A 23,714-nucleotide genomic window follows, 5' to 3' on the forward strand; every position below is an offset into this window, starting at 1 on the left:
GACCTCCGGAAAGGTGGTGGTCAGACGGAAGCCGTGCGGCGGGCGAGAGGGGAGGGGACGACCTGGAGACCCGAGTCCCTGTACTCGTGGCACTTCAGGCAGAAGTCGTAGTGCTCACGGCGCGGCGCGAAGACCTTGGTGGCGAAGTCGTCGTCCCAGACCGTGAACTCGCTGTCGTTCTTGGCCATGGCGTTGAAGCACCGGTAGCAGTCGCCGTCGACCTCGATCATGAGGTGCTGGTCGACGTTGCGGTCACAGAGTCCGCCGAGATCGTTGGCTGGCTGGCCGACGTCGATGTGGTGGACGTGGTTGGTGACGTGGATGGCGCCGTACTCGTCGCACAGAGCGGCCAGTTGACCGAGACGGTCCGGGGCGATGGCCTCCAGCACGCTGTTGATGACGACGGTCTTTCCGGCCTCCCGGAGTACGGGGACGACGGCGCCGACCTCGTCGTAGTTGTCGTGCTCCTCGTCGCAGCCGATCAGGACCTGGTCGTAGTGCGCGAGGGTCGCCTGGAGGAGACGCTCGTTGCGGGCCAGGGTGATCGCGTTGGAGCCGAGCACCATCACCTGGTCCGGGAAACGGTCACGGGCCAGACCGCTGAACTCGCCGAAGTCGCGGTGGACGGTTGGTTCTCCGCCGTTGATGTGCAGTTGCCGGAACGGGATCTGTCCGAGGCGATCGAGGACCTGCCTGAACGTATCCAGCGGCATGTTCTCGCCTTGGCCGCCTTCGGCGAAGATGCAGAAGTCGCAGTGGCGGTTGCACTTGGTCGTGATCTTGATTTTCGCGGTCTTGAGGGTCCTGGGCGCGCCGGAGAGCACGGAGGACGTCATGGAAAGCCCCTTTGGTCACGCGGAGTTGGCGGAGAGGAAGTCTTCGACGACGGAACGGTGACGACTCCACTGGGCGAGGAGGTCGCGAAGGGTGCCCGCCGTGGTCGGGCCTGGTGGCAGCAGCTCCGTCATGGCCTTCACGAGCGACGCGTCGGCGCCGGAAGTTCGGTCGGCCAGGCGGGTCAAGGTGTTCCGGGCGGAACGGAGTTCCTTCTCCTCGCGAGCGATCAGGTAGCCGGTCTCGGTTTCCGGCGGAGGATCCAGGTAGTAGATCCAGCGTGCGACGCGCACGCGGAGCATGCCGGCGGTCGTGGTCCACGCTGCTGCCTCCGCCTCCGATGCCTCCGGCAGCGGCCTCGGGCGCGGTGTGCGGCGCAGTACGGCGTCCACGGTTACGTGGGCCGAGCGCAGTAGGTCCGCGGGAGAAGGGTCCGGATCAGAGGAGGTGGACAGGCGGAGGAACTCCTTGGCGAGGACTTCGAGCTCGCCGGGGTGCCACTGGTCGAGGGCCGCCGTCTTCCCGGGGCAGCGGGTGCGCGTGGCGAGGGCCGCCGACGCGAACCAGCACGGCGCCACGTAGTGCCAGACGATGCAGTGCCTTCGGTAGCCGTCGAGGTCGTGGTGGACGTTGTCGGTGCTGTCCTTGTCGAGTTGGTAGCGACCTCCGATCCGTGCGTCGAGGATCCCTCGGTAGAACCTCTCGTCCGCGCGGCTCCACGGCATCGTCCGCGCACGGGACTGCCACCGCCCGAGCCTGGCCGCGTTCCCCGTGACCAGGCTCCAGGTGGAGATCTCGGCCGGTGACACCTGGTTCCGTTCGAGCTCGCCGGCGGTGAACGCGAACCCGGGCGGATGTTCGAGCAGCCGGCTGTGGGCCGGGTCCAGGAGCACCGCCCGGTGATGGGCGGCGGCCAGTTGCTCGTTCCACTCCCACCACGAGTCGGGGGCCTGGTCGAGGATCACGCGGATGTCGATGTCCGAGTGCGGTGCGATGAGATCGCCGGCCTGCCACTTGTGCGTGAGCATGCTCGCGGTGACGCCCTGGGTGGCCAACTGCTCGGCGTAGATGGCACCGAGCCGCGTGTACGACGTGGTGGAACGGACCGTGGTCACTCGGACTCACCGCCGGGCCGGCGAAGCGAGCAGCCCCCACCCGTACCGCTGGCCACAGGCAGCAGGGGAAGCACGGGCACGCCTTCCGGCCGCTCCATGCGGTCCCAGCGCAGGTCGTAGTCGACGTAGTGGAAGCCCTGCCAGGCCTCGTTGCTGTCCCGTTCGAGCATGGCGTTGAAGAGGTGGGCGTAGGCGTCGGCCATGGTGCCGTCCGCGAGGTGCTGCTTCAGGGCGATGTCGCGGTTGTGCAGGATGCAGGGCCGGGCGATACCGGTGGGCGTGACCTTGATGCGGTTGGCGTCGGAGCAGGTGGCGCAGGAGGAGTTGGAGATGAACCCGATGGAGCCTGCCCAGCCGGGCGGCCGCAGGTACTGGCCCGGGCTTCGCACTCCCAACTCGGTTCGGGAGATCTCGCCGGCCTTCTCGAACCAGGCGTGGAGGCGTTCGCGGACCTCCGCCTCAGGCACGAACTCCGTGGGGAACAGCGCCTCCGCCGGTCCGATGCGCTGCAGTTCGATCAGCCGTACGGCGATGGGGAGTCGCTTGGCGAGTTCGGCGACACCGAAGGCGTCGTCCAGGTACGACCGCTGGAGCACACAGTTGATCTTGACTTTGAGGCCGAGTTCGAGTGCCCGGTCGATCGTTGCGCGGGAGACTCGCGGGTCGCCGCCGCCCATGATCTCGGTAGACCGTGCGGGATCGAGGCTGTGCAGGCTGATGTTCAGGTACGTGAGCCCGGCATCGTGCAGAGCGTCCACGGTCAGGCCGCGGCGCAGGTTGCCGTGGCTGGTCATGCCGACGGTCGCCTCGTCGCCGAGTCCGTCGGAGAGCGCTCCGATGATGTCGAGGATGTCGGCACGCAGCGTCGGCTCCCCGCCTGAGCAGTGCGCCTTGCGGATGCCCCAGAGCCCAGCCTCGTTCGCGATGCCCGCGTAGTCGGAGACCGTGAGCGTCTTGTCCTTGTGCCCGTAGTCGGGCATGCACCGGGGCTTGCAGAAGACGCAGTCGAGGTTGCAGATGGAGTTGAGCGTGAACGCCAGGTAGGGGTGGTTCCGACCCGACTCGGCGAACCGCCGCAACAGGTCGGTCCTGGACGACTGCTGGTCAGTAAGGGTCATGTGTCCCTCCGTGGGTTGGGGTGACAGCACCGTTGAGGGGCTGGCCGGCAAGGAAACGCCGGAGGTTGTCGACGAAGAAGGCGACCGCCTGGTCCATGTAGGCGTGGCTGAAGACGGCGGTCTTCGGCGTGAGCACGATCCGCGGGTGGTGGCGGAGCGGATCGTCGAGCGCGGGCGGCTTACGCGGCTGTACGTCGAGGGCGGCGCCGGCCAGTGGGCCCTGTTCGAGGGCGGCGAGGAGCGCGTCGTGGTCGACGGTGCTGGCCCGCCCGAGGTTGATGAAGACCGTCCCGGGGCGGCACGCTTTGAAGGTGCTCTCGTCGAAGAAGCCCTGCGTCTCGTCGGTCGCGGGAAGCAGGTTGACGACGGCGCGCGAGCGTGGAAGTGCTTCACGAACACGGTGCGTCGGCACCCATTCGATCCCACCGGGTTCAGGGCGAGGGGGGCTACGCCGTACGCCTATGACGTGCATTCCGACGGCCTGCGCCACCTCGGCGAGGCGGAGGCCGACGGAGCCGCAGCCGACGATCGTGAGCGTCTCGCCGTACAGGTCGAAGAAGCTGCTGGCGAGGTCGTCCTTCCACCAGACGGACCGGGTCTGAAGCCGTGTACTCGTGAACAGGCCCCGAGAGAAGCCGAGAAGCAGGCCGATCGCGTGCTCGGCCATCGGCCTCCCGTGATAGCCGTACCCGCGGGAGAGCGTGACGCCCGCGGCATTGAGCGCGGTTACCGGCCAGTGATCGATGCCTGCGGACGGAGTGGCCGTCCAGCGGAGCCGTGGGGAGGCGCTGAGCCACTCAGCGTCGAAGGACCAGCCGAAATAGACGTCAGCGGTGCGGATCTCGGCAGGTACGTCGTGCTCCTGGACGAGCAGGAACCGGACGTCCGGAAAGGCGGACTGTAACTGTCCGGCATGCCGATCGGATAACTGCCAGAAGGGATAAGGAGAGTTGAGGGCGACCAATGCGGCGGTGGTCACGCTCCACTCCTCATGGAAGTGCTGAGCGTCATCGCCCAAGGGACGTACTGGCGCAGGTAGGAGCCGATCGTGGCCTCGTAGTCGTGCCGGGCCATGAGCAGTGCCCTTCCGCGCCCTCGCATTTGCTCGCGCTCTCGGGCGCTGATGTGAAGCGCCCGCCTGATCGCGTGGGCGAGGTCCATGGGGTCACGGGCTTCCGCCGTGAACCCGGTCAACCCGTCGACGACGGTCTCCGTGAGCCCGCCCGCCCGAGTCGCGATCACCGGAGCGGCCCCCGAGGCGAAAGCTTCGAGGGGGATCCTCCCGAAGGGTTCGGCTCGGGAAGGCACCACCACTCCCCGGAGGGCCGGGCTCCGCAGCCACGAGCGGTACTGAGAGGAGAACCGAGGCAGAAACGTCGCGTCGATCGCGTAGTCGCGGACCATCGCCTGGAGCCGCCGCTGGTAGCCGGTCAAGGTCTCCGTGTGCGTTGTGGGCGCGAGCAGGAGGTGTGGCACGTGCTCGTCCCACGTACCGAGGATGCGGACGGCTTCCAGCAGGTCCTCGAAGCCCTTGCTCTCCACCGCCCGGCCCATGGCCAACAGGAACCCCGCTTCGGCCTTCGGCGGCAGCGGAGCCGGGGTCACGTCCTCGTGGTCGCTCAGGAGCAGGCCGTTGGGGAGGTCGACCACCGCGTGCCGCAGGACGCCGTAGACCTGCTCAAGATGGCCGCGCATGTGGTGCGAGATGGCGGCGACGCGCGCACCGCCACGCACAGCGGCTGCCAGCCTCTTGTGCTCCCAGCGGATGCGTCGCCGGTCCTCCGGTGAGGCGAGTTCGCTCGTCGACCGGGGCAGGAGAAGAAGGCTGAACGGATCGTCGGCGCGTTGATGGAGTCCGAGCCCGAGGAAGGGGATGTCCAGGCCGATCAGCTGGGCCATCGGCGTATCGGCAAGGCGCGCCCGGGCGGTTTCCGCGATCCGCTCGCACAGTGCTTCGCAGCCCGCGAGGGCGGTAGTCGCAGCTCGGCCACCCGGAACCGGAATGACCTCGGCCCCGGACAGTCGCAGCATTTCCTCTGCCTCGGCCACCCACGTGGGGTCGTAACTGGGGTCGGAGCGTGAGATGTGAAGGGGCATGACCAGGAGGCGGCCTCGGGGCAGTGTCCGCGCGAGTACCTCAAGGAAGGCCCTGTTGCTGAAGCCGGTGCCCGATGTGCACCCGTAGTAGCCGTCATGCAGCGTGACAGCGACCATCGGCGAGATCGCGCTTGTGGCCGGCTCGACGGTTCCCTCCGCACCTCTCTGACGCTGGAGGGGGACCGCTGTGCCGGTCGGAACGGAGGTCACGCCCTCTGAACTGCGTGTACGGGCTGCCATGGGAAGACTCCTCCAGTGCGGGATAGGCGGGGGAGAGCGGTGGCTCGGGCAGAGAGCCGCCTGGGTCGGGTATTGGGTGGTGCGGTCCGTCGGGATTCGTGCAACGGAGCATGAAGAGACGATTCCACTACGCGAGTGCGACGAGCGGACAAAGTGTCCGCAGGAATTCGCCGCTAACCCCTTGACAGCAACAGGCTTCATTTGCGGGGGAGTTGGGAGATCTCCCGAGTGTCGATGGCGGATGATTCGCTCGTCGCCGACAGGGAACCGTCAGCAAACCTGCTGTGCTGATCTCCACACCCTTCGAGTGACCTTGTTCGGTCCCTTCGCGTGATCTTCTCCGGCGTGTCGAGTTGGCCTGGGGAGTTCGGTGGGAGGCCTGCGTGAGCCATGAGTTCGCGTGGGAGGAGGACGTGGATGCTCACGCTCGGCGTCGCCAGGGACGAGGACGAGGTGCGACGGGCTGCGGCCGTGGCCGGGGACAAGGACCGGGGCGGTGGTCGGCCCGACCCGTCACTCGGCCAGGAGACCTTCGGCGAATACGAGAACCGTTGGTACGAGGCCCAGGACCTGGCCGCCTCGACCATGCAGAACTACAAGCGCCACATCGAGGAGCACCTGCTCCCCGACTTCGAGGACAAGGCGCTCGCCGGCATCCTGCGCACGGACATCGACCTGTGGGAGAAGAAGGAGAAGGCCGTCTACTCGGCCTCCAGCGTCAGGACCTGGCGCGCGACTCTCCACGTGATCTTCGAAGACGCGGTTTACGACGGCCTGATCACGACCAACCCGGCCGCCAGACGGCGTGGGCGCGGCAAGCGCGCCGGCCGCTCCCGCAACCGTGGCCCCGAGAAGGTCGTCACTGACCCGCTGGGCATCCTGCTGACCGCCGAACGAGCCGCCCTGCTCTCAGGCCGCGACGACGAGTTCGTCGCCGTCGTCCTCAAGGGGTACACCGGCATGCGCTGGGGCGAAATCGTCGGGTTGGAAACGGAGTTCGCCCGCCCCGGGGCCGTCCGCGTCGAATGGCAGCTGTACGAACTCGACACCGGCGAGCTGGTGCGGTGCCCACCCAAGGACGACAGCTACCGCACCATCGACGCGATGGACTGGCTATCGGCCCTGGTCGCCAACCACGTCGCCCGCACGAAGCCGAAACCCTGCCCGTGCCACGGCAAGATCTATGTCTTCCGAGGGCAGGGCGCGACTCGTGCCAGCGGCCACCAGGGCGCGAAGCTCGTCGACGTCGCGCGCCATGCCGAAGTCTCCACGGGCACGGTGTCCAACGTCCTCAACCATCCGGACCGTGTTGCCGAAGCCAAGCGGATGAGGGTGGAGCAGGCCATCGCGGACCTAGGGTGCGTTTCAGAAGTGGATCTTGATGTGTCAAGATCCACTTCGTGGCGAGGCACGAATTGACGAATGCGCAGTGGGCGAAACTGGAGCCGCTGCTCCCGGTCGGGAAGAAGCCCGGGCGTCCGCCGGTGCACACCAAGCGGCAGCTGATAGACGGCATACGCTGGCGCACTCGCGCTGGTGCTCCGTGGCGGGACGTGCCCGAGAGGTACGGCCCGTGGGAGACGGTCTATGGCTTGTTCCGGCGTTGGCAGCGGGACGGCACCTGGCACCGCATCTTCGAGCAACTTCAGGCCCAGGCCGACGCCGAGGGACTCATCACCTGGGACGTCTCGGTGGACTCGACCATCGCCCGCGCCCACCAGCATGCGGCGGGTGCCCGCAAAAGGGGGATCTGCAGGTCGAGCCGCCGGGTGGTGTCTTCGCCGAGCCCGACGATCACGGGCTCGGACGTTCCCGGGGCGGCCTGACGACCAAGCTCCACCTGGCGGTCGAGCAGGCTCAGAAGCCGATGTCACTGGTGATCACGGCCGGGCAGCGCGGTGACTCCCCGCAGTTCCAGGTGGTCCTGGGCCGTATCCGGGTGCCCAGGCTCGGGCCGGGCCGCCCGCGCACCCGGCCGGACAAGGTTCGAGCCGACAAGGCGTACGGCTCCCGCGCGAACCGCGCCTACCTGCGCAAGCGCGGTATCCGCTGCACGATTCCCGAGAAGCGCGACCAGATCGCCAACCGAAAGAAGCGTGGCTCGCACGGTGGCCGGCCGCCGAAGTTCGACAAGGACGACTACAAAGAGCGCCATGCGGTCGAGTGCGGAATCAACCGCCTCAAGCGCCACCGCGCGGTCGCCACGAGATACGACAAACTCGCCGTCCGCTACGAGGCGACCGTGCTGGTCGCAGCCATCAACGAGTGGCTGTGACGAGCACTTTCGAAACGCACCCTAGAGCATGGTCGGATGCTGTGTGCCCTCAGCATGATCGAGACGGACTCTGTAGTGATGCGCCGCAAATTGGCGGCTACCCGTGCCGATCGGAGTAACCCGATCAAGCAGTTCAATGTGCTCTGGCTAGCCGAGGAGGCCGAACACGGTCGGGCTCTGAGCGCAGCAGCTGAACGCCTCGGGGTTCGCCTGCGCTCTCCGGAGAAGCGGCCAATGCTCCGGGATCTGCGGTCAGTGACTACGTGGCCAGCCTTGTACGTGTCAGGCGCTTTGATCCCGTACCTTGATGCTGCCTACTGTGTGCTCGGATCCCTCCAAGAGTATATTGCCCTTACGACATACCGACGCATCGCTGTCAGGGTTGGCGATGAGGCCCTCTACGGCCTTCTCCATGACATTGCTCGCCAGGAAGGCCGGCATATGCGCTTTTATGCCGAGTCTGCGAAGGTCCTTCTTTCGGAACCGTCCGCGCGGTGGGTGACAGTCACGCTCATTAATCATTTGTGGCGACCCCCCGGTGTTGATCTTCTGGGGCTGGAAAAGTGGTTGAATGTATTTCGCCCACTATTTGATGACCATGAGTACGTGTCAAATTTGCTGCGGGTCGATCAGATACTCGGCAAGTTGACGCACTATGCTGAGGTTCGCCCGATGAGGCGATTCATAGAGGCGGCAATGCCGGAAAAACTGCAATCTGGTAGGGAATTGTGAAGAGCTTCACATCGGACGGTCTGGATTTCCCGGTTCTGGACTTTGGCCCGGAGGATGGGCAGGTAGTCGTGCTATTGCACGGCTTTCCTGCTGACGCGCACAGTTGGGACGCCACTGCTGAAGCTCTTTCCGTCGCAGGGCTGCGTGTCCTCGTCCCTTTTCAGCGTGGCTATGTCGCCACTGCCCGGCCTCGGAAGGTATCCGCCTATCGCCTGAAAAAGTTGGCGGCAGACATCATAGAACTATTGAATTCTCTAAAATGTGAGCGCGCGCATATCGTCGGGCATGATTGGGGAGGTGGAGTAAGTTGGTTCTTGGCTGACCAGTATTCGCCCAGAGTGGCCTCGTTGGTGGTGGCATCTACTCCACACCCGCGAGCCCTTGCGCGCACTTTGTTCACGAGTAAGCAAATCCTTTTGTCGTGGTACCTGCTGTTCTTTCAACTCCCTGTTATTCCGGAATGGATACTTACTAGGGGGGCGCGGGCGTCTGGGGCGCGTATGGCTTAGGAAGCTCGGATTGGGAGAAGAGGCTGCCGCCGCTTATGCTGAGAAATTTGCGGATGATCGTGACCTGTTCACGGGGGCACTGAATTGGTACCGTGCGCTTCCGCTAGATGCGGCATACGGGATGAAGGCAGGAGTTATTCGCGTTCCCACCCTGTATGTTTGGGGAAAGGGCGACCGTACGGTGGGTGAAAAGGCCGCACGAATGACTGGCCGTTGGGTTGCGGGAGAATATGATTTCCAGCCTCTAGAGGGTGTAACGCACTGGATTCCAGAACAAGAACCGGAACTTATTGCTGAAATGATTCTTCGGCATATTGAAGGAGTTTCCTCCCATTGATCCAAGTGAAGCGCATCGGATGGCTCTCGATAGCTCAGGAGGTGCACCGTTGAAAGATTCAATGGTGCTGTGCTTTTGTCTACCGTGAGTTTCTGGTATTCGGTGAAATTTTAAGTATGGCCGCTCCGGGCGAGGTTCGCTGCCAGCGATTGACGTCATTAGATTCGAGCTGCATCTAGCTTTCGACTGGTGCCCGCGCCCTCGAAAATGCCCGTCCTGCATTCTGATCGGGCAGCGGCAAAATTGTCAGTTCGCCTCCTGCGGGCCGTCTCTGTCCAGTTCGGTACCCAGGCGCCACAAAAAGAGGCGCGGTCTGGCAGGGTTGCTCCCTGGTGCCCGCATATCCGGTCGTGGCAGCGCCCTGACAGCGCTGAGGGCAGTCACACCAGTCGTGTGCGCGTGGTGATCAACTGCACTTTCACTCATGCGCGTTCAGTCAGGGTGCTGTCGAGCAGGACGAAGGAACGGCAGGATTATCGCAGGGGAGAATAACTACACATCGCCGGTAGAGCAGCGGCTTCCAGGTTCGCTGACCCAGGACGACTTCGAACTCGCCGGGCCAGAGGAGTGAGACCGAGAAGCCCCGGCAGCAGGGCCATACCGCAGAGACGAGCCGTTGTTCCACCAGAGGGGTGGAACAACCGCCCGTCGGCATAAGGGGGGCTTACGCCGCCTCGACGCTCCGCTGGATCAGGCCGGTAGTTCGTGCGAGGTCTTCGCGCGAGCCGATCCGCACCTCGACGCCGTCACGGATTCCGAGGGCCCCGAGACCGCGCATATCCCGGGAGAAGCCCTCCTCCAGCTCGACCGTTTCCGGATCCAGCCTCAGATTGACCACGAGTACGCGGTTGCGCGGCTGCACGCGCACCGTGGCCACGTTCACGATCCGCCGGTAGGCGACGTAGTGGAGCTGGGGCTCCTTGAGTACATCCCGGTGGGACGACAGCAGCTCGTCGAGGTCCGCGTACAGCTCCTTGAGATCCTTGGGCGACTCGTCGAGATACTGCTGGACCGACTTCGGCGCCGGAGACGCTGCGCGGGTCGATCCCGACGTTCTGCCCCGCGAGGAGGTGCGGCTGCCGCCGGCCGACGCGATGAGCTGAAGCGTGAGCACATCCTCGAAGACCCGGTACGTCACCAGGTCGATCCGGTGGCCGATCATCTCCACAGCCACCGTGTCGTGGTGGGTGAAGGCGCCAGCGACGCAGACGATCCGCGGAGCGCTCCAGTCGATCTCTACGGCAGCCTGGTCGCCGAGCTTCCCCCGGGTCAGACTCTCGAACTCGTGGTGGTGGTCGTGGAGCCACCACAGGTATGAGAGCCCCTGGCTGATGACGTTCTGGTCGCGGTTGCGTTTGTACTCGACGATGACCGGCGTGCCGTTCTCGTCCAGCCCGAGGGAGTCGATCCGGCCTCCGTGATGGCCGGTGCGGTACTCGGTCGCGAGGAAGCGGATGCCGAGCATGGCCTCCATGTTGGCCTCGATCAGCCGCTGCAGCTCGACCTCCACCCCCACGGACGCTCCCGAGACCTCAGTTGCCTGCCCGCCTCTTACCCTGAAGACCTTCAGATTGCTCATGAGCCTCCCCGCCCCACCTTGATCGCCGGGAAGGAACAATGGAGGCCAGGAAGCATTTATTCCGGTCCCTGTCGGATCAGCCTTGCTGCCCGGCGGGACCGCTCGCCGCCGGAGGCACCCACAGCCGAACGGTGCGGTCGATGCTGGCGGTGGCGAGCACGGTGCTATCCGGCGAGAAGGCGAGCGATGTCACGGCGTCGTGGTGGCCGGTGAGAGGCTCGCTGACGGGTTGGTGGGTGGTCGGGTCCCACAGGCGTACGGTGTGATCCTTGCTGGCTGTAGCGATCAGACCGCCGTCGGGAGAGAAAGCCAGGGCCGCGACGGCGTCGTTATGGCCGGTCAGGGGCTTTCCGTCGGGCTGGTAGGTGGCCGCGTCCCACAGCTGAATCGAGTGATCGTCGCCAGCGGTGGCGATCAGACCGCCGTCGGGGGAGAAAGCGACAGAGCTGACGGAGCCTCTGTGACCATCTAGGAGTTCGCCGGTTGGCTCACGGCTGGTGGCGTCCCACACAGATACTGTGCCGGCATCCGTGGCGGTGGCGATCAGACTGCCATCGGGGGAGAACGCGACCCCAGTGACGAGCCCGTTATGGCCGGTCAGCGGAGCACCGGCGGGTTGCCGGGTGGCAGGCACCCACAGTCGTACGGCAGCACCATCATTGGCGACGGCGAGCAGGGTCCCGGTGGGCGAGAAGACTACCGACGTGATGGGGCCGAGGTGGGAGGCCAAGGGGCTGCCCGACGCCGGTACTCGGGCAGCCGCGTCCCATAGGCGTACCGAGCCACCCTCGTCCGCTGTGACGATCAGGGTGCCGTCAGGGGAGAAAGCCACCGCCCTCACGGAGTCTCGGTGACTCGTCAGAGGCTTGCCGACCGGTTGCCGGTTGGCAGGATCCCAGAACCGCACCGTATCGTCAGCGCTCGCCGTAGCGAGTTGGGTTCCGTCAGGCGAGAACACCACGGACCAGACCGCGGCCCGGTGCCCGACCAGGGGAGCTAGAGAGATACCTTCGCCGTTCGTGAGCGCGGTGAGGACGCTTCGACTGGCGAGGCCGCGTGCGGTCAAGAGGTTTACGCGGGTGCGTAGTTGGTCATTCTGGGCGATCAGGTTCTCGGGGGAGTCCTCTTCATGCCGTGCGCGCTGTGCCGAGGAAGGCGCGGGCTGGGCGTCCTCGGCTTCGCATAGCCGCACCGTTTGATCGTAGCCAGCGGTGGCGAGCAGGCCGCCGTCGGGAGAGAAGACGACGGCTGTGGCGGCGCCGGTGTGGCCGGTCAGCGGCGTTCCGACGGTCTGGTGGGTGGTCGGGTCCCAGAGACGCACCGTGCCATCGGCGGCGGAGGCGGCGAGCAGGCCGCCGCTGGGGGGGAAGGCGACGGCTGTGGCGGCGCCGGTGTGGCCGGTCAGCGGCGTTCCGACGGTCTGGTGGGTGGTCGGGTCCCAGAGACGCACCGTGCCATCGTCACTGGCGGTGGCGAGCAGGCCGCCGGGGGAGAACGCTACCGATCTGACGGGGCCGTCATGGCCGATCAAGGGCTTACCGACCGCTTGACGAGTAGCGGGGTCCCAAAGACGCACCATGCCATCGAAGCTGGCGGTGGCCAGTAAGGCGCCGTCGGGGGAGAACGTGACTGCTGTGACAGGGCGGGCGTGGCCGGCCAGTGGCTCGCCGACCGTTTCATAGGTGTACCGGTCCCAGAGGCATACCGTGAGGTCGTAGCTGGCGGTAGCTAGCAAAGTGCTGTCGGGGGAGAACGTGACGGCCGTGACACCTTCCTGTTTCTTGGTCGGGAGTGCTCCGGCCTCTTCATGGGTCGCTGGATCCCAGAGCCGTACCGTGCCGATGTCGCTGGCGGCGGCCAGCAGACCTCCGTCCGGGGAGAACGCGACGGACCTTACGGTCGTGGTGTGGCCGGTCAGCGGCTTGCCGACTGGTTGACGGGTGGCTGGATCCCAGAGCATCACGATCCCGCCGGCGCTGCCGGTGGCCATCAGGTTGCCGTCGGGGGAGAACGCCACCGACCATACGAAGCCGGAGTGGGGCAGGACCGGTGGTGTGTGACGGAACCTCAAAGGCCGGTGATTCTCGATCGGCGCGGCCGTGCTCGTCAGCGGTGCTGACGTTTCGCGGACCTGCACTGGGGGCTGCGACGCACCATCCACGACCGGCTGATGCACGGACTCGGGCGCGGTCGACGGGTGCCGGGCCTCGTCACGTAGGTGCGCGAGCCGGGTCCAGTCCGTGCGCCAGGGCCCGACCCTTGGATCATTCCGGCCCACAGGGGACTGGTTGTCGTTCGCGAGGCTGAGTAGCGTCCGGACGAGGGCGAGCAGGAAATCGATGCTCGGCAAACGCTTTCCGTTGAGAGCCTCGCTGATCGCGGAGGCCGAGAGTGACGGTCCCGGGGGTGCGGCACTGCTGATGCTGCGCTGGGAGGGGTTGCCGCATTCGATCTTCAGCTTCCGGAGCTTGGAGGCGAAGTCCGCGAGTTCCCGCTGATACGCGGCCTCGGAGACGTCCTCATGCGCCACGTACGTCCCCCCGATGGTCTGTGGGACTCAGCGTATGACGCTGGTTGCCGAACATCACCGAATTCCGCCGAACACCACCATACAGACTGGGTGTTCGCCCGGAGTGCCGCGCGCTACGGCGATGGCCTGCGACGATCGGGCTTATCCGGGTCTGTTCGTGCTGTACGGGACATGCCGGATCAGGCTGGTGTGCTGGGCGCATGGATGAAATCGAAGAGCCCAGTTCGCCCGCCACTTCTCCGGCCGTTCCCACGCCAGGACCGGTACCGGAGGCACCGACCCGCGATCGGGTACTCGACCTGGTCGCGCTGCTGATCCTGATCACGTTGGCGACGGGCGTCTTCATGCTCGCCGGCCCTGAGGCGTTCACCGCGGTCACCAGCGTCGGGCTGGGCTTGTTCGCGGCCTGGCGTGGCAGGCCGCCGCGCTCGTGAACCGCTCGGTATGCGGGAGGGGCGGCGAGCCGGTGGTCACCGAGAGGCGCGTCACCGCGGCCCCGATCAGGGCGTTGCGCGCGGGCGGCCGCCAGGCTGCCTCGCGTAACTCGTCGATCAGCGTCCGATGCTGGCCGGCACGTCGGGCGGGTGTATGGCGCCGACTCCGTCTCCAGCGCCGGTCGGCTCTGCGGCTCTGTCCCCCGACGAGGGCGGGACTGCTGGCGGTCGGCTGGGCTGACCCACTCGACCGAGTCGTCGCGCGAGCGGGTCGACCACGGTCGGCGTGTGTGACCTCTTGTGACCTTGGCCATTCGCGACGAGGGTCTGGGGCTGGAACGGCCCGCGGATGATCTCGGTGAGCCGCTTGATCGACAGGTCGTGGAGGTGCGCGAGCTGGAAGGGGGGCGGCCCCCTCGCCGACCTGGTCACGCTCCTTGCGAATACTGCTCGGTCTCGGATCCGGGGAGCCCGATCCCTGGCCCACGGCCCCACGAGGGTCGACGATAACGGCTTGGGATCGCCGGTCGAACCATCTTTGGCCAGTCGTGGGAAGGAGGTGAACTTTCTCGAAAACGGTCACGTGAATCGCAATTTCCGCGGTATGCTTTCGCAATGTCTGAACTGCAAGAAGAGCCAAAGCAGGATCGCACCGGGGTCGAGCTGTTCGCGGGCGCGGGTGGCCTGGCGATGGCGGTCCATGGGGCGGGCTTCCGGCCATTGCTGTTCAATGAGTTCGCCCCGCGGGCGTGCCAGACCCTGGAAGCGAACGGGGCCAAGCTTCGAGGGGACGAGGAGCGCATCCCTGAGCCCGGCGAGCCGTGGCCGCTGGTGGCGGGGGACGTCCAGGACCTGGACATGAGCTATCTGCTCGGTCGTGTCGACGTGCTCGCGGGCGGCCCTCCGTGCCAGCCGTTCAGCCTGGGCGGGATCGCCAAGGGGGACGAGGACAAGCGCAACATGTTCCCGCAGATGTTCAGGGCGATGCGCGAGATTCGCCCCAAGGCCGTCATCTGCGAGAACGTCGTCGGACTGCTCAGGCCATCCTTCAAGCCGTACCTCGACTACATCTTGCGCGAGATGGAGATGCCGTTCGAGCTACGCGATCCGAACATCGCTTGGCAGAAGCACGACGAGAACCTCATTGATGCCAGGCGTAAGGCCGCCAGCGATCCGTCGGAGCGCTACAAGGTGGTGATGACGCGCGTGAACGCCGCCGATTACGGGGTCCCCCAGATCAGGCACCGCATCATCATCGTCGCCTTTCGGGAGGACCTCGGGGTCGACATCGACCAGTTTGAGGAGGACGTGCTTCCCCAGTACTCGGAGGAGGCGCTGTACCGGTCCATGCTCGACGGCTCCTACTGGGAGCGTCACGATGTTGACCCGCCTGTGCGCGCCCGGGCCATGGCCAGGATCCCCGAGGACGTTCCACTTGATTCGGACGGATCGAAGCCCTGGCGTACCTTCCGGGACGCCATCGCTGGCATCGATGAGAACGAGGGCAAGCCCCTGCCGAAGATCCCCTGGGACAAGCTGGACCGCCGTGAGTATCGCGCCGGGGGGTTCACCGACCACATCGGATGGCCCGACGCGCGGATCTACAAGGGTCACACGCCCAATGAGCTGGACCGTCCGGCCAAGACCGTGAAGGCCGGCGTGCATGGTGTCCCTGGCGGCGAGTCGGTCATGCTGACCGATGATCTGGAAACCCCCGGAGGCACCACCTACAGGCACAGGTATATGACCGTGCGCGAGACCGCCCGCGTCATGACGTTCCCCGACGACTGGAAGCTCGAAGGCCCTCGTGGGGAGAAGATGCGGCAACTGGGTAACGCGGTCCCGGTGAAGCTGGGTGCGGTATTCGCCGACGCGGTAGCCAAGGCCCTCGATACGGCGCCGGGGCCAAGGTCGTGAGCGATGTGTCGAAACCACATCAGAACCGGTGGAACGACAAGTTGCCCCCAGACCGTGCCTGGAAGGGGCGGGCGGGACGGGCTCGGAAAGCTCTGTCCGCTGAGCAGGACAAAGCGGCGGGCGGTCGCCATCGACGTGTGGTTGACCTGGGTAACGGCCGCGTGGCTCACGCCTCGGTCTCGTTGAGGATCCTGCCCAAGACTCGGCGCATCCGCGCGGTACTGCGTTGGGGCGACGGAAGGAAGTCCCCGGAGCGCTACCTTGGCGAGGTCGAACACGACACCCGTGCGGCCAACCTCGCTGAGGGCTGGCGGCTGGCCTGGGCTAAGGGCCTCTTGAAGGAGGAGACCTTGCCCGAGGACTCGGCAGCCTCGACTCCGGCGGTCCGTGCCTCCATGAAAGGCAACCGTGGAAAGGACACGAAGCCCGAGAAGGCCCTCCGGTCGCTTCTCTTCAAGGAAGGGCTTCGCTACCGGGTCAACGCACCGCCGATCCAGGGCCTCCGGCGTACCGCGGATGTGCTGTTCCCGAAGGCGCGAGTCGCGGTCTTCGTCGACGGCTGCTTCTGGCACGTCTGTCCGGAACATCATCGACCAGCGACCAAGAACACGGACTTCTGGACGGAGAAGTTCGCCGACAACCGGAGGCGGGACGCTGAGACCAACCGGATCCTGGAGGAAGCGGGCTGGACGGTTATCAGGGCTTGGGAGCACGAGGCGCCGGAGGACGTGGCACGGCGGGTTATCTCAGCGGTCCGCGGCGTGACCGGCGAGGCGTAGTCACAGCTCTTCGCCGAGCAGTAGATCATCAATGGCGTCGTTCAACCTGCGCAGGACGATACGGCCATCACCATCGCTGTACGCGAGCACGGGACTCTCTGTATCGAGACCTGCCTCGGCGAGAATCCCCAAGGGAATCTGCACCCGGCCGCTCGCATCGATGGTGACTTGCGCGGGTTCCCGGATCATGAGGCGAGTCTCGCACGCGTGAAGCTCAGAGGCACCGCTTGGGGCGGGACGGCACCACCAGGGGGTTCGAGATCTTTGTCCCGCACGTGTCGGTGCCGCCCATTAGGGTTGACGGCATGCTGATGGATGCTCCAGGAGCGTGCCTGACCAGGGCCAGCGGTGGGCAGCTTGACGCTGGTGGGCGCGCGTTATGTCCCGCTTGCCAGGCATGTGTTCACGACGAAGACGGGGGCCGGCTGTGACCGAGAACCAGTACATCAATGTCACCCCACACCCGCGCATCTTGGGTGTGCTCGGCGACATCGAGTTCTCGCACTGGCAGTGCCTGGCCGAATTGATCGACAACTCCTTCGACGAGTTCCAGGCGGCCGGCGAGACGGTGGACCGGCCCTCGGTCGCGGTCTCGCTGCCTCCGGCGAACTCGAGGCGTGCGACGGCTGAGATCACGGTGCAGGACAATGGCCGGGGCATGAGCCTGGAGGCTGTCACCAACGCCATCAGCGCGGGCTGGACGAGCAATGGTCGACACGGTTCCCTCGGCCTGTTCGGCATGGGTTTCAACATCAGCACGGCGCGACTCGGTCGGCGTACCACTGTGCGTACTAGCAGGGCGGGCGACCCGGACTGGGTTGAGGTGACCCTGGACCTGGTGCAGATCGCCAACTCCTCCAAGTACCAGGCGCCGTACCGCACGGTGCCCAAGACCAATCGTGAAGAGCATGGCACCACGGTCACCATCAGCGACCTCAAGCAGGAGCAGTACGCCACGCTCTGTCGCCCGCAGACGCAGAACGTGATCCGGGAGAAGCTTGGAGACGTCTACAGCTACCTGCTGTCGGAGAAGGGCTTCCTGCTCACGCTCAACAGCAAGAAGGTCAGGCCGCGCCTGCCCTGTGTCTGGGACGAGAAGCGGTCTGTTACCCGCCAGGGCGTGGAGATCCACGCGGTTCAGAAGATCGACCACGTGTTGAGCCCCAAGAACGCCTGCATGGCGTGCGGGTATTGGAGTTCCGCCGACGCGGAGCGGTGCGAGGAATGCGGGCAGGACCGCCTGGAACTGAGGGAGCGCAAGATCTGGGGCTGGATCGGGGTACAGCGGTACGTCCACCGCACCGACTACGGCCTGGACTTCCTTCGCAACGGACGCAAGATCCTCCTCAAGGACAAGCGGGTCTTCTACTGGGAGGACGAGGACAGCCTCGCTGAGGCGGAACTTGAGTACCCCATCGACTCCGGAGCCGTGCAGATGGGCAGGATCGTTGGTGAGATCCACTGCGATCACGTCGCTCCGAACTACCAGAAGACCGCCTTTGAGTTCGAGACAGCCGAATGGCGTCAAGTCCTGCGCGAGGTCCGCGGAGCCAGTCCCTTGCGTCCGAAGATCGCGAAGAGCCTTGGGCTGCCGGAGAACCGCAGTCCTCTTGGCCTGCTCTACGCCGGCTTCCGTCGCCAGGACCCGGGGCTCAACTACCTGATCCCGGGCGACGGACGCAACGCTCTCCACGAGACGGCGGCGAAGTGGGCCGGGTTGATGCGGATGGGCGGCCACGAATACCAGACCGACGAGGTGTGGTATCGCGCTGCCTACCAGCACGACAACCCGATAGCCGCGGAACCGGAACCGGGGAGTGATGACATCCTCCCCGGGCTCGGGGCTGGTTTCCTCGATCCGGATGACGAGACTGAGGGCGGTGCGGAGCCTGACACGACCACGGCGGGCCAAGAACCGCCTGAGGACGATCCCGCACCGGTGGAGACCTTGGACCAGCGGCTCCAGCGGTACCGAGACCATGCCGACCCCATCGTGGACCTGACGGGCCCGTACTACCTCGAAGACCTGGGCCGCGTGGATCTGACGGCTTGGGCGGTTAGCGGCCAGCATCTGGTTACCAAAGACGGGCGGCCCGCGCCTGTGATCGTCTCGATGGTCCGAGCTCCGCAGTTGGAGGTATTCGTCGACACTGGGCACGCGCTTTTCCGTGAATACGGGACGGACATGCGCGACTTGGCGCTCGTCGAGGTCGCGGAGTTCATGCGAGTACGGGCGAACAACGTGTCGATGCCCCTGAGCGAGATCGTCGCGCAGCTCAAGACCCACACCTCCAGCCCTAGGCTGACGCCGGCGGCGACGGCGGAGGAATCCGAGCGGCTCCTCGAACAGGTGCGTATGGCTATGGTGGCGCCCGTTTCGGCGAACCCGGCGGTGCACTGGCTGCTGCTCACGAAGGATGAACGAGCCGACGCCGAACGCCGCTTCGCGGTCGAGGCCGGTGGAGGGGCCCCTTGGAACAACGCGATCTCCAATGGCGAGTTCATCCGCTATGTCCCGGCCAGCGCTGTCATCCGCATCATCCAGGACTCCCCGGAGACCTTCCTCGACGGGTGCGTCTTCAAGCGCGGCTACATCGCTCTAAGTGATCCAGGGGCGCGAGAGCTCGTGGTGGAGCGACTGATCAACCCTCTAGGGGACCTCGCGCTGCTGGAACAGCACCGTCCACGCCTCGACGTGGAGGAGTTGGCCCGGATCAGGATCAGCTGCCGTCTCATCGCGCGCGACCTCGCTGACAACACGTAGGGAGAGCGGAATGCAATTCCTCGACGCCGCCTCCCTGCTGGACTCCGGTCCACTGCAGTTTCCTCGCCGCATCGAACGCCTCCTTTGGCACCTGGGCTTCTCCGATGTGTCCAACATCGATGGTTCCGGTGACGAGGGGGGCGACATTCTCGCCCTCCACAAGGGCGAGACCTGGGTAATCCAGTGCAAGTGGAAGCGACACGGGGCCGTAGGAGCCGACGCGGTGGACGAGGTCGCCCGCGCTCGGGATCACTATCGCGCCCACAAGGCGGTCGTTGTCACCAACACTCGCTTCAGCCCTGACGCTCGGCAGCGTGTGGCGAACCTGGCACGCCTAGGCCCTGGAATCCTCTTGTGGGGCGGAACAGATCTAACAACCAGCTTCGACCGGGTACCGCCCAGCTTTGGACGAGTGACGCCACGGCCGTACCAGGCCGAGGCGCTCCAGGCGCTGACCGCCGATCTCGATGCCTCTGGTCGGGCACTGCTCGTGCTGGCAACGGGCCTGGGTAAAACGGTCGTCGGAGGCGAGGTGATCGCGGCGCACCTGCGACGCGTCCCCCAGGACCAGGTCTTGGTCGTCGCACACGCCAAAGACCTCGTCCAGCAACTAGAGCGGGCGCTCTGGCGACACCTACCCAAAGACGTTCCAACGCGGCTCCTCACGGGCGACACCCGTCCTGATGACCTCTCCGGCCTCACCTGCGCGACGGTCGGCTCGGCGCTGTCCGCCGCGCGATTCGGGTACCGCCCGGGGCTCGTCATGATCGACGAAGCCCACCATGTAGGCGAGGAAGGCCAGTACGACGAGCTGTTGGAACTCCTGCGCTCGGCACGCCACCTGGGCGTCACGGCGACCCCATGGCGCGGTGATAAGCACGACATCACCCATCAGCTCGGCGCCCCCAGCTTCAGCCTGGGGATCGAGGAGGGAATGCGGCGCGGCTACCTCGCCCAGGTCGACTACCGCCTGTACGTCGACGACATCGACTGGGACATCGTCCGCGAGACCAGTGACCACTCATACGGACTGGCCGAGCTCAACGCGAAGCTCTTCCTGCCGCAGCGAGACGAGGCCATCCGCGACGAGTTGGCCACCGCATGGGCCGCCACGGCCAGTCCTCGGGCCATCGTGTTCTGCCGCACTATCGAACACGCCGAGCGGCTCGCTGACATGTTGCGGCGCACCCCCCTTTGGTCAGGTGCCCTCGCTATCCACGCGGGACTCGCCAAGAGGGAACGGCAGAATCGCCTGCTCGCCTTCCGCGCCGGCGAGGTGCCCATCCTGACAGCGGTCGACATCCTCAACGAGGGCGTCGATGTGCCAGACGTGAATATCCTCTGCTTCGCACGAGTCACGCACTCCCGCCGAATCTTCGTTCAGCAGCTTGGGCGAGGGCTCCGCCTGCGCGAGGGAAAGGAGCGAGTCACGGTGTTGGACTTCGTCAGCGACCTCCGTCGCATCGCTGCCGCGCTCAAGCTCAAGCGTGAGCTTGACGGGGATGGTGAGATCGAGACCCTCAGGAAGATCACCCCGTCGAACATCGACTTCAGCGACCAGAAGGTGGCCACGCTCATGGATGAGTGGATCAAGGACGCGGCCAGTCTTGAGACCGCGTACGACGAGCACCGTCTCCAGTTCCCCGCCACCCGCGCCCCCCAGGAGTAATCACCGTGGCCTTGCAGCACTTGCCTGCACCCATTCGCGAACGCCTTCTCATTGAGATCTACCAGCAGGCCAATGACCTGGACTGGGAGTTCTTGAGCAACACCGAGAAGACGAACCAGTACCGGAGATGGATCGAGGATCCCAAGGTCGGTGGAGTCCTGCTCTCCTACGGGCCGGAGAAGGACGCCAGGGTCTGGATCAAGGATGTCCCCATGAAGGAGTACGCCCGAGCGCAAGAGGGGATCGGAAGCTATGTCCGCTATGCGGTAAATCGATTCCAGGGGCCGGAGGAAATCGTCCGTGCGGCATGTGGCAGCGGCTGGGTGATGAAGTCCGATTCGGTTGGAGAGAAGCCGAACCACTGCTACGCCATCGCTGGCGACGGCGACGCCACTCGGTACGTTTGCTGGGGCCGCGCTGGAAACTTTCGTGACCTCGTCTGGGCCGCGCTGAACGAGGCCATCGACTCGGTGGAGCGGCCCGCGATCGTCATCACGACGCGCAACGGTGAGACCGTCTCCACGGCCGAGCGCACACGCCAGGAACGAGTCGCTCAGCGTTGTGGCGCGGACCTGCGGTACCTCCACCGGGAAATGATCCCGAACCCTGACTACCTTGGAGCGGCGGGCGGTGGCCATGGTCCATCGCAACCTACCCTCGTCGACTAGCCTCCGGGCGACTCCCTACTGAGGATCGCCGGTGTGCTGGACGAGGTCATCGGCTTGTTCGGCCAGGCCGTGTCCGCCAGGAGGGTCGACGCATAAAAATGCGTGATGAACCGGCGCGTAGGGCCCCAATTAGGGAAGAAACCGGCCGTCTCGGCGAAACCGTGGTGGACCAGGTGCTCGCCGCGCTAATCCGACGCCATCACCACCGCGGAAGTCCTTCCGGGTCAGCAGACTTGGCGGACTTGATCAGGCGATGGAGGCCAACGTGCTCACGGAGCCCAGAACGCCTGCCATGTGATTTCGTCGGATGTCTGGTCGGGATCCGTGCCATCTGCAGTGGGCAGGGTCCCGAACAGGAGGTTGCGGTCCAGCACCGTGTTGAACCGCTCGCAGGAGATTTCGCTGGTGTGCAAGCAGGCCGCGCATGCGCCTCCGAAGGAGCGGCGGCAAGGCGGGTCGAAGACGCACCGCGGATCGGCGGCGAGCTCGGACAACGCGTCGGCGAGGTCGTAGCGATAGACGTGCTCGATGCCGCCCAACGTGAAGTCGCTGCGGGTGTTGGCGTAGACAAGGAACGCCAGTGCGGACGGGAAGAGGTACTCGGCGAGCGAGTCCATATTAAGTCCGCAGCGGGCTGCGATGGCCTTCATGAACCGGTGGGACATCGAGTGGACCAGCCCGAGGACGCTGCGGGTGATCCGCTGCTCCGGGGCGTTGAACATGTCGACGACTGGTTCTCGGACCCGCAGCAGCCACTTGTACGCGTTCGACTCGTCCGTGACCTCGGGGTCGGGAACGACGCCGGAGTCGACGAGCCAGCGGATGACTTCCAGCGGCTTGACGCGGACGAGCAAAGCCTCTGTCTCGGTCCGCTTGCCGTACATGGGGTACTTGCTGTTGGACGCCGGGAAGAACTTGAACCAAGTGCCCTTGTCGCCGGCCCGTGTCTGTTGGACGGCGTGGGCCGAGATCCGCGTGTAGCCAGCGACGACGTTCGCGATCGGAAGTTCGCGCAGCAGGGTAACGTCGGCAAGTTTGTAGCGGTCGAACAACGCGGGGTATTCGCCATAGGTGGGGATCAGGTCGGCCGACGGAGGGTTCCGCAGCAGGCCATCCACGTCGAGCGACGGCGCCGCTGTGGCACGGGTGAGGGAGAACACCTCGTCGCCGATGACCTCCAGAGCTTCTGGGGGAAGCGCCAGAGCCTCGACCTCCTTTTGCCATCCACCTACGGCCACGGAGGCCTGACGCGCCTTGTCCATCATCGACTCGTACAAAGGATCGTCGGGGTGGATCCCGAGTGCCTCGCAGGTCGCCTTGACCTGCGCCAGTTTGTCGTCACTACCGCCTCCGCTGGTCGCAGCGCGGAGCGCGTCGAGGCCGGGGGCGACCGCTCCGATGAGTTGTCCGACGGCGGCGGCGCCGATCGCGTCGCCCTTCATGCCGGTGTACTCAGAGCGTGTGGGCGGATTGATCACGGTCAAGGACTGCGGATAGTGGAGGGAGGTTTGAGGTACGCGCAACACGGACGTGGGACTAGTCTTGCAATCGGGGCAGTAGACGACACGTCGCTCCGCGCGCGTGCCGCACTTGCCGCATCGCCACACCCACTGGCGTGTGTCCAGCACACGCCAGTTCCGCAGGAGCATCGGCCCGGAACAGTTGTTGGCGCATTTGGGGGCCCGGATCTCGCGAAGCAGGCCGCAGTTGTGCGCCTCGGCGAACTGGAACTGGGGCTTGAGGCCGTGTCCCGAGGGGCAAGTCGGCGTCTGACTGGTGGGTTTGACGGTGCTTAGGTGTCCGCACTCGCGGCAGATGAACGTGTTTGGGAATCGTGAAGCCTGCAGGTCATGGGCCTCGACGATGCTGTATTGCCCACGTTCGATGATGTCGAGTTCTGGACCGGCGTTCGGGATTCCGGAATGCTGCTGGGCGAAGGGCCGGATAAGCCTCTTCAACTGAGGAGCGAGCCATGCTTCCGGGACATCGAGTGGCGAGGCGTGTCGGGGCGGCTCGCCGATGACGGAAACCTGGTTGTCCCAGTTGTACGGCTGGCCCGGCATGTGGTTCCAAAGCGCCTGGGTGGCGGTGCGGTTCAACGTCTCGTAGGTCATAGA

The 23,714-nt window shown here is 65.6% G+C and carries 19 protein-coding genes and 1 pseudogene; 11 read left to right on the forward strand and 9 right to left on the reverse strand.

From position 1 onward, the window contains the following. Nucleotides 1–20: 20 nt before the first annotated feature. Genes ACIQ1J_RS06280 through ACIQ1J_RS06300 form a run of 5 tightly spaced genes read right to left on the reverse strand, consistent with a single transcriptional unit; the run spans nucleotide 21 to nucleotide 4,966 of the window. Nucleotides 21–836, reverse strand: coding sequence for a radical SAM protein (locus ACIQ1J_RS06280; protein ID WP_403554537.1), 816 nt, complete (start codon nucleotides 834–836; stop codon nucleotides 21–23). Nucleotides 837–851: 15 nt separating this feature from the next. Next, the gene (locus tag ACIQ1J_RS06285; protein WP_403554539.1) at nucleotides 852–1,949 is read right to left on the reverse strand and encodes a hypothetical protein; all 1,098 of its coding nucleotides are present in this window, start codon (nucleotides 1,947–1,949) and stop codon (nucleotides 852–854) included. Then, the gene (locus ACIQ1J_RS06290; protein ID WP_280877611.1) at nucleotides 1,946–3,067 is read right to left on the reverse strand and encodes a radical SAM protein; all 1,122 of its coding nucleotides are present in this window, start codon (nucleotides 3,065–3,067) and stop codon (nucleotides 1,946–1,948) included. The genes ACIQ1J_RS06285 and ACIQ1J_RS06290 overlap by 4 nt, the downstream gene beginning before the upstream one ends. Beyond that, entirely contained in the window at nucleotides 3,054–4,046 is a 993-nt protein-coding gene (locus tag ACIQ1J_RS06295) for a D-2-hydroxyacid dehydrogenase (protein WP_280877610.1), read from the reverse strand. The genes ACIQ1J_RS06290 and ACIQ1J_RS06295 overlap by 14 nt, the downstream gene beginning before the upstream one ends. After that, on the reverse strand, nucleotides 4,043–4,966 hold the full coding sequence (locus ACIQ1J_RS06300) for a glycosyltransferase family 4 protein (RefSeq protein ID WP_403554542.1): 924 nt from the start codon (nucleotides 4,964–4,966) through the stop codon (nucleotides 4,043–4,045). The genes ACIQ1J_RS06295 and ACIQ1J_RS06300 overlap by 4 nt, the downstream gene beginning before the upstream one ends. A gap of 888 nt (nucleotides 4,967–5,854) precedes the next feature. Here ACIQ1J_RS06300 and ACIQ1J_RS06305 point away from each other — a divergent pair. The 5 genes and pseudogenes from ACIQ1J_RS06305 to ACIQ1J_RS06325 form a co-directional block, all read left to right on the forward strand. Continuing rightward, nucleotides 5,855–6,769 (forward strand): annotated as a pseudogene (locus tag ACIQ1J_RS06305) (LacI family DNA-binding transcriptional regulator); the annotation flags it as partial. 35 nt (nucleotides 6,770–6,804) lie between these two features. Next, nucleotides 6,805–7,679, forward strand: a protein-coding gene (locus ACIQ1J_RS06310; protein WP_403554544.1) for an IS5 family transposase whose coding sequence is annotated in 2 segments (ribosomal slippage) — nucleotides 6,805–7,186 and nucleotides 7,186–7,679 — 876 coding nt in all. Because the reading frame shifts where the segments join, the coding sequence is not laid out codon by codon here. A gap of 54 nt (nucleotides 7,680–7,733) precedes the next feature. Continuing rightward, nucleotides 7,734–8,411: a ferritin-like domain-containing protein gene (locus ACIQ1J_RS06315; RefSeq protein WP_403554546.1), complete on the forward strand. Its 678-nt coding sequence runs from the start codon at nucleotides 7,734–7,736 to the stop codon at nucleotides 8,409–8,411. 68 nt (nucleotides 8,412–8,479) lie between these two features. Then, complete coding sequence (locus ACIQ1J_RS06320) at nucleotides 8,480–8,920, forward strand: alpha/beta fold hydrolase (protein WP_403554823.1); 441 nt, start codon at nucleotides 8,480–8,482, stop codon at nucleotides 8,918–8,920. Nucleotides 8,921–8,930: 10 nt separating this feature from the next. Beyond that, entirely contained in the window at nucleotides 8,931–9,257 is a 327-nt protein-coding gene (locus tag ACIQ1J_RS06325; protein WP_403554548.1) for an alpha/beta fold hydrolase, read from the forward strand. A 664-nt stretch (nucleotides 9,258–9,921) separates the two neighbouring features. Here ACIQ1J_RS06325 and ACIQ1J_RS06330 read toward each other — a convergent pair. Beyond that, entirely contained in the window at nucleotides 9,922–10,836 is a 915-nt protein-coding gene (locus ACIQ1J_RS06330) for a transporter (RefSeq protein ID WP_403554550.1), read from the reverse strand. A gap of 76 nt (nucleotides 10,837–10,912) precedes the next feature. Next, nucleotides 10,913–13,366: a WD40 repeat domain-containing protein gene (locus ACIQ1J_RS06335; protein ID WP_403554552.1), complete on the reverse strand. Its 2,454-nt coding sequence runs from the start codon at nucleotides 13,364–13,366 to the stop codon at nucleotides 10,913–10,915. 200 nt (nucleotides 13,367–13,566) lie between these two features. On the opposite strand from ACIQ1J_RS06335, the gene ACIQ1J_RS06340 reads away from it, so the two are divergent. From ACIQ1J_RS06340 to ACIQ1J_RS06350, 3 genes are all read left to right on the forward strand, one after another. Continuing rightward, on the forward strand, nucleotides 13,567–13,800 hold the full coding sequence (locus tag ACIQ1J_RS06340) for a hypothetical protein (protein ID WP_143612349.1): 234 nt from the start codon (nucleotides 13,567–13,569) through the stop codon (nucleotides 13,798–13,800). 615 nt (nucleotides 13,801–14,415) lie between these two features. Next, on the forward strand, nucleotides 14,416–15,717 hold the full coding sequence (locus tag ACIQ1J_RS06345) for a DNA cytosine methyltransferase (RefSeq protein WP_403554554.1): 1,302 nt from the start codon (nucleotides 14,416–14,418) through the stop codon (nucleotides 15,715–15,717). A gap of 137 nt (nucleotides 15,718–15,854) precedes the next feature. After that, nucleotides 15,855–16,496 (forward strand): very short patch repair endonuclease, encoded by a 642-nt coding sequence (locus ACIQ1J_RS06350; protein ID WP_403554556.1) that lies wholly within the window; start codon nucleotides 15,855–15,857, stop codon nucleotides 16,494–16,496. On the opposite strand, the gene ACIQ1J_RS06355 is transcribed toward ACIQ1J_RS06350, so the two are convergent. Next, the gene (locus tag ACIQ1J_RS06355; protein ID WP_383495640.1) at nucleotides 16,497–16,685 is read right to left on the reverse strand and encodes a hypothetical protein; all 189 of its coding nucleotides are present in this window, start codon (nucleotides 16,683–16,685) and stop codon (nucleotides 16,497–16,499) included. A 238-nt stretch (nucleotides 16,686–16,923) separates the two neighbouring features. Here ACIQ1J_RS06355 and ACIQ1J_RS06360 point away from each other — a divergent pair, with 238 nt between their 5' ends. The 3 genes from ACIQ1J_RS06360 to ACIQ1J_RS06370 are packed head-to-tail and all read left to right on the forward strand — an operon-like array spanning nucleotide 16,924 to nucleotide 21,597. Beyond that, nucleotides 16,924–19,260, forward strand: a complete 2,337-nt coding sequence (locus tag ACIQ1J_RS06360; RefSeq protein WP_403554559.1) for an ATP-binding protein — start codon at nucleotides 16,924–16,926, stop codon at nucleotides 19,258–19,260. Between the two features lie 10 nt (nucleotides 19,261–19,270). Further along, the gene (locus ACIQ1J_RS06365; RefSeq protein WP_403554561.1) at nucleotides 19,271–20,929 is read left to right on the forward strand and encodes a DEAD/DEAH box helicase family protein; all 1,659 of its coding nucleotides are present in this window, start codon (nucleotides 19,271–19,273) and stop codon (nucleotides 20,927–20,929) included. 5 nt (nucleotides 20,930–20,934) lie between these two features. After that, nucleotides 20,935–21,597, forward strand: a complete 663-nt coding sequence (locus ACIQ1J_RS06370; RefSeq protein ID WP_403554563.1) for a hypothetical protein — start codon at nucleotides 20,935–20,937, stop codon at nucleotides 21,595–21,597. Nucleotides 21,598–21,866: 269 nt separating this feature from the next. On the opposite strand, the gene ACIQ1J_RS06375 is transcribed toward ACIQ1J_RS06370, so the two are convergent. After that, a complete protein-coding gene (locus ACIQ1J_RS06375; RefSeq protein ID WP_403554565.1) occupies nucleotides 21,867–23,711 on the reverse strand; it encodes a hypothetical protein in 1,845 nt (614 codons plus the stop codon). Between the last annotated feature and the right edge of the window lie 3 nt (nucleotides 23,712–23,714).

The sequence above is a fragment of the Streptomyces sp. NPDC097107 genome (genome assembly GCF_044762405.1).
Taxonomy (GTDB): domain Bacteria; phylum Actinomycetota; class Actinomycetes; order Streptomycetales; family Streptomycetaceae; genus Streptomyces; species Streptomyces thinghirensis.

Coding starts and splice junctions, on each gene's coding strand:
- ACIQ1J_RS06280 (WP_403554537.1), bottom strand. CDS start 836: ATGACGTCCTCCGTGCTCTCCGGCGCGCCCAGGACCCTCAAGACCGCG.
- ACIQ1J_RS06290 (WP_280877611.1), bottom strand. CDS start 3,067: ATGACCCTTACTGACCAGCAGTCGTCCAGGACCGACCTGTTGCGGCGG.
- ACIQ1J_RS06300 (WP_403554542.1), bottom strand. CDS start 4,966: ATGGCCCAGCTGATCGGCCTGGACATCCCCTTCCTCGGGCTCGGACTC.
- ACIQ1J_RS06315 (WP_403554546.1), top strand. CDS start 7,734: ATGATCGAGACGGACTCTGTAGTGATGCGCCGCAAATTGGCGGCTACC.
- ACIQ1J_RS06330 (WP_403554550.1), bottom strand. CDS start 10,836: ATGAGCAATCTGAAGGTCTTCAGGGTAAGAGGCGGGCAGGCAACTGAG.
- ACIQ1J_RS06340 (WP_143612349.1), top strand. CDS start 13,567: ATGGATGAAATCGAAGAGCCCAGTTCGCCCGCCACTTCTCCGGCCGTT.
- ACIQ1J_RS06345 (WP_403554554.1), top strand. CDS start 14,416: ATGTCTGAACTGCAAGAAGAGCCAAAGCAGGATCGCACCGGGGTCGAG.
- ACIQ1J_RS06355 (WP_383495640.1), bottom strand. CDS start 16,685: ATGATCCGGGAACCCGCGCAAGTCACCATCGATGCGAGCGGCCGGGTG.
- ACIQ1J_RS06365 (WP_403554561.1), top strand. CDS start 19,271: ATGCAATTCCTCGACGCCGCCTCCCTGCTGGACTCCGGTCCACTGCAG.
- ACIQ1J_RS06375 (WP_403554565.1), bottom strand. CDS start 23,711: ATGACCTACGAGACGTTGAACCGCACCGCCACCCAGGCGCTTTGGAAC.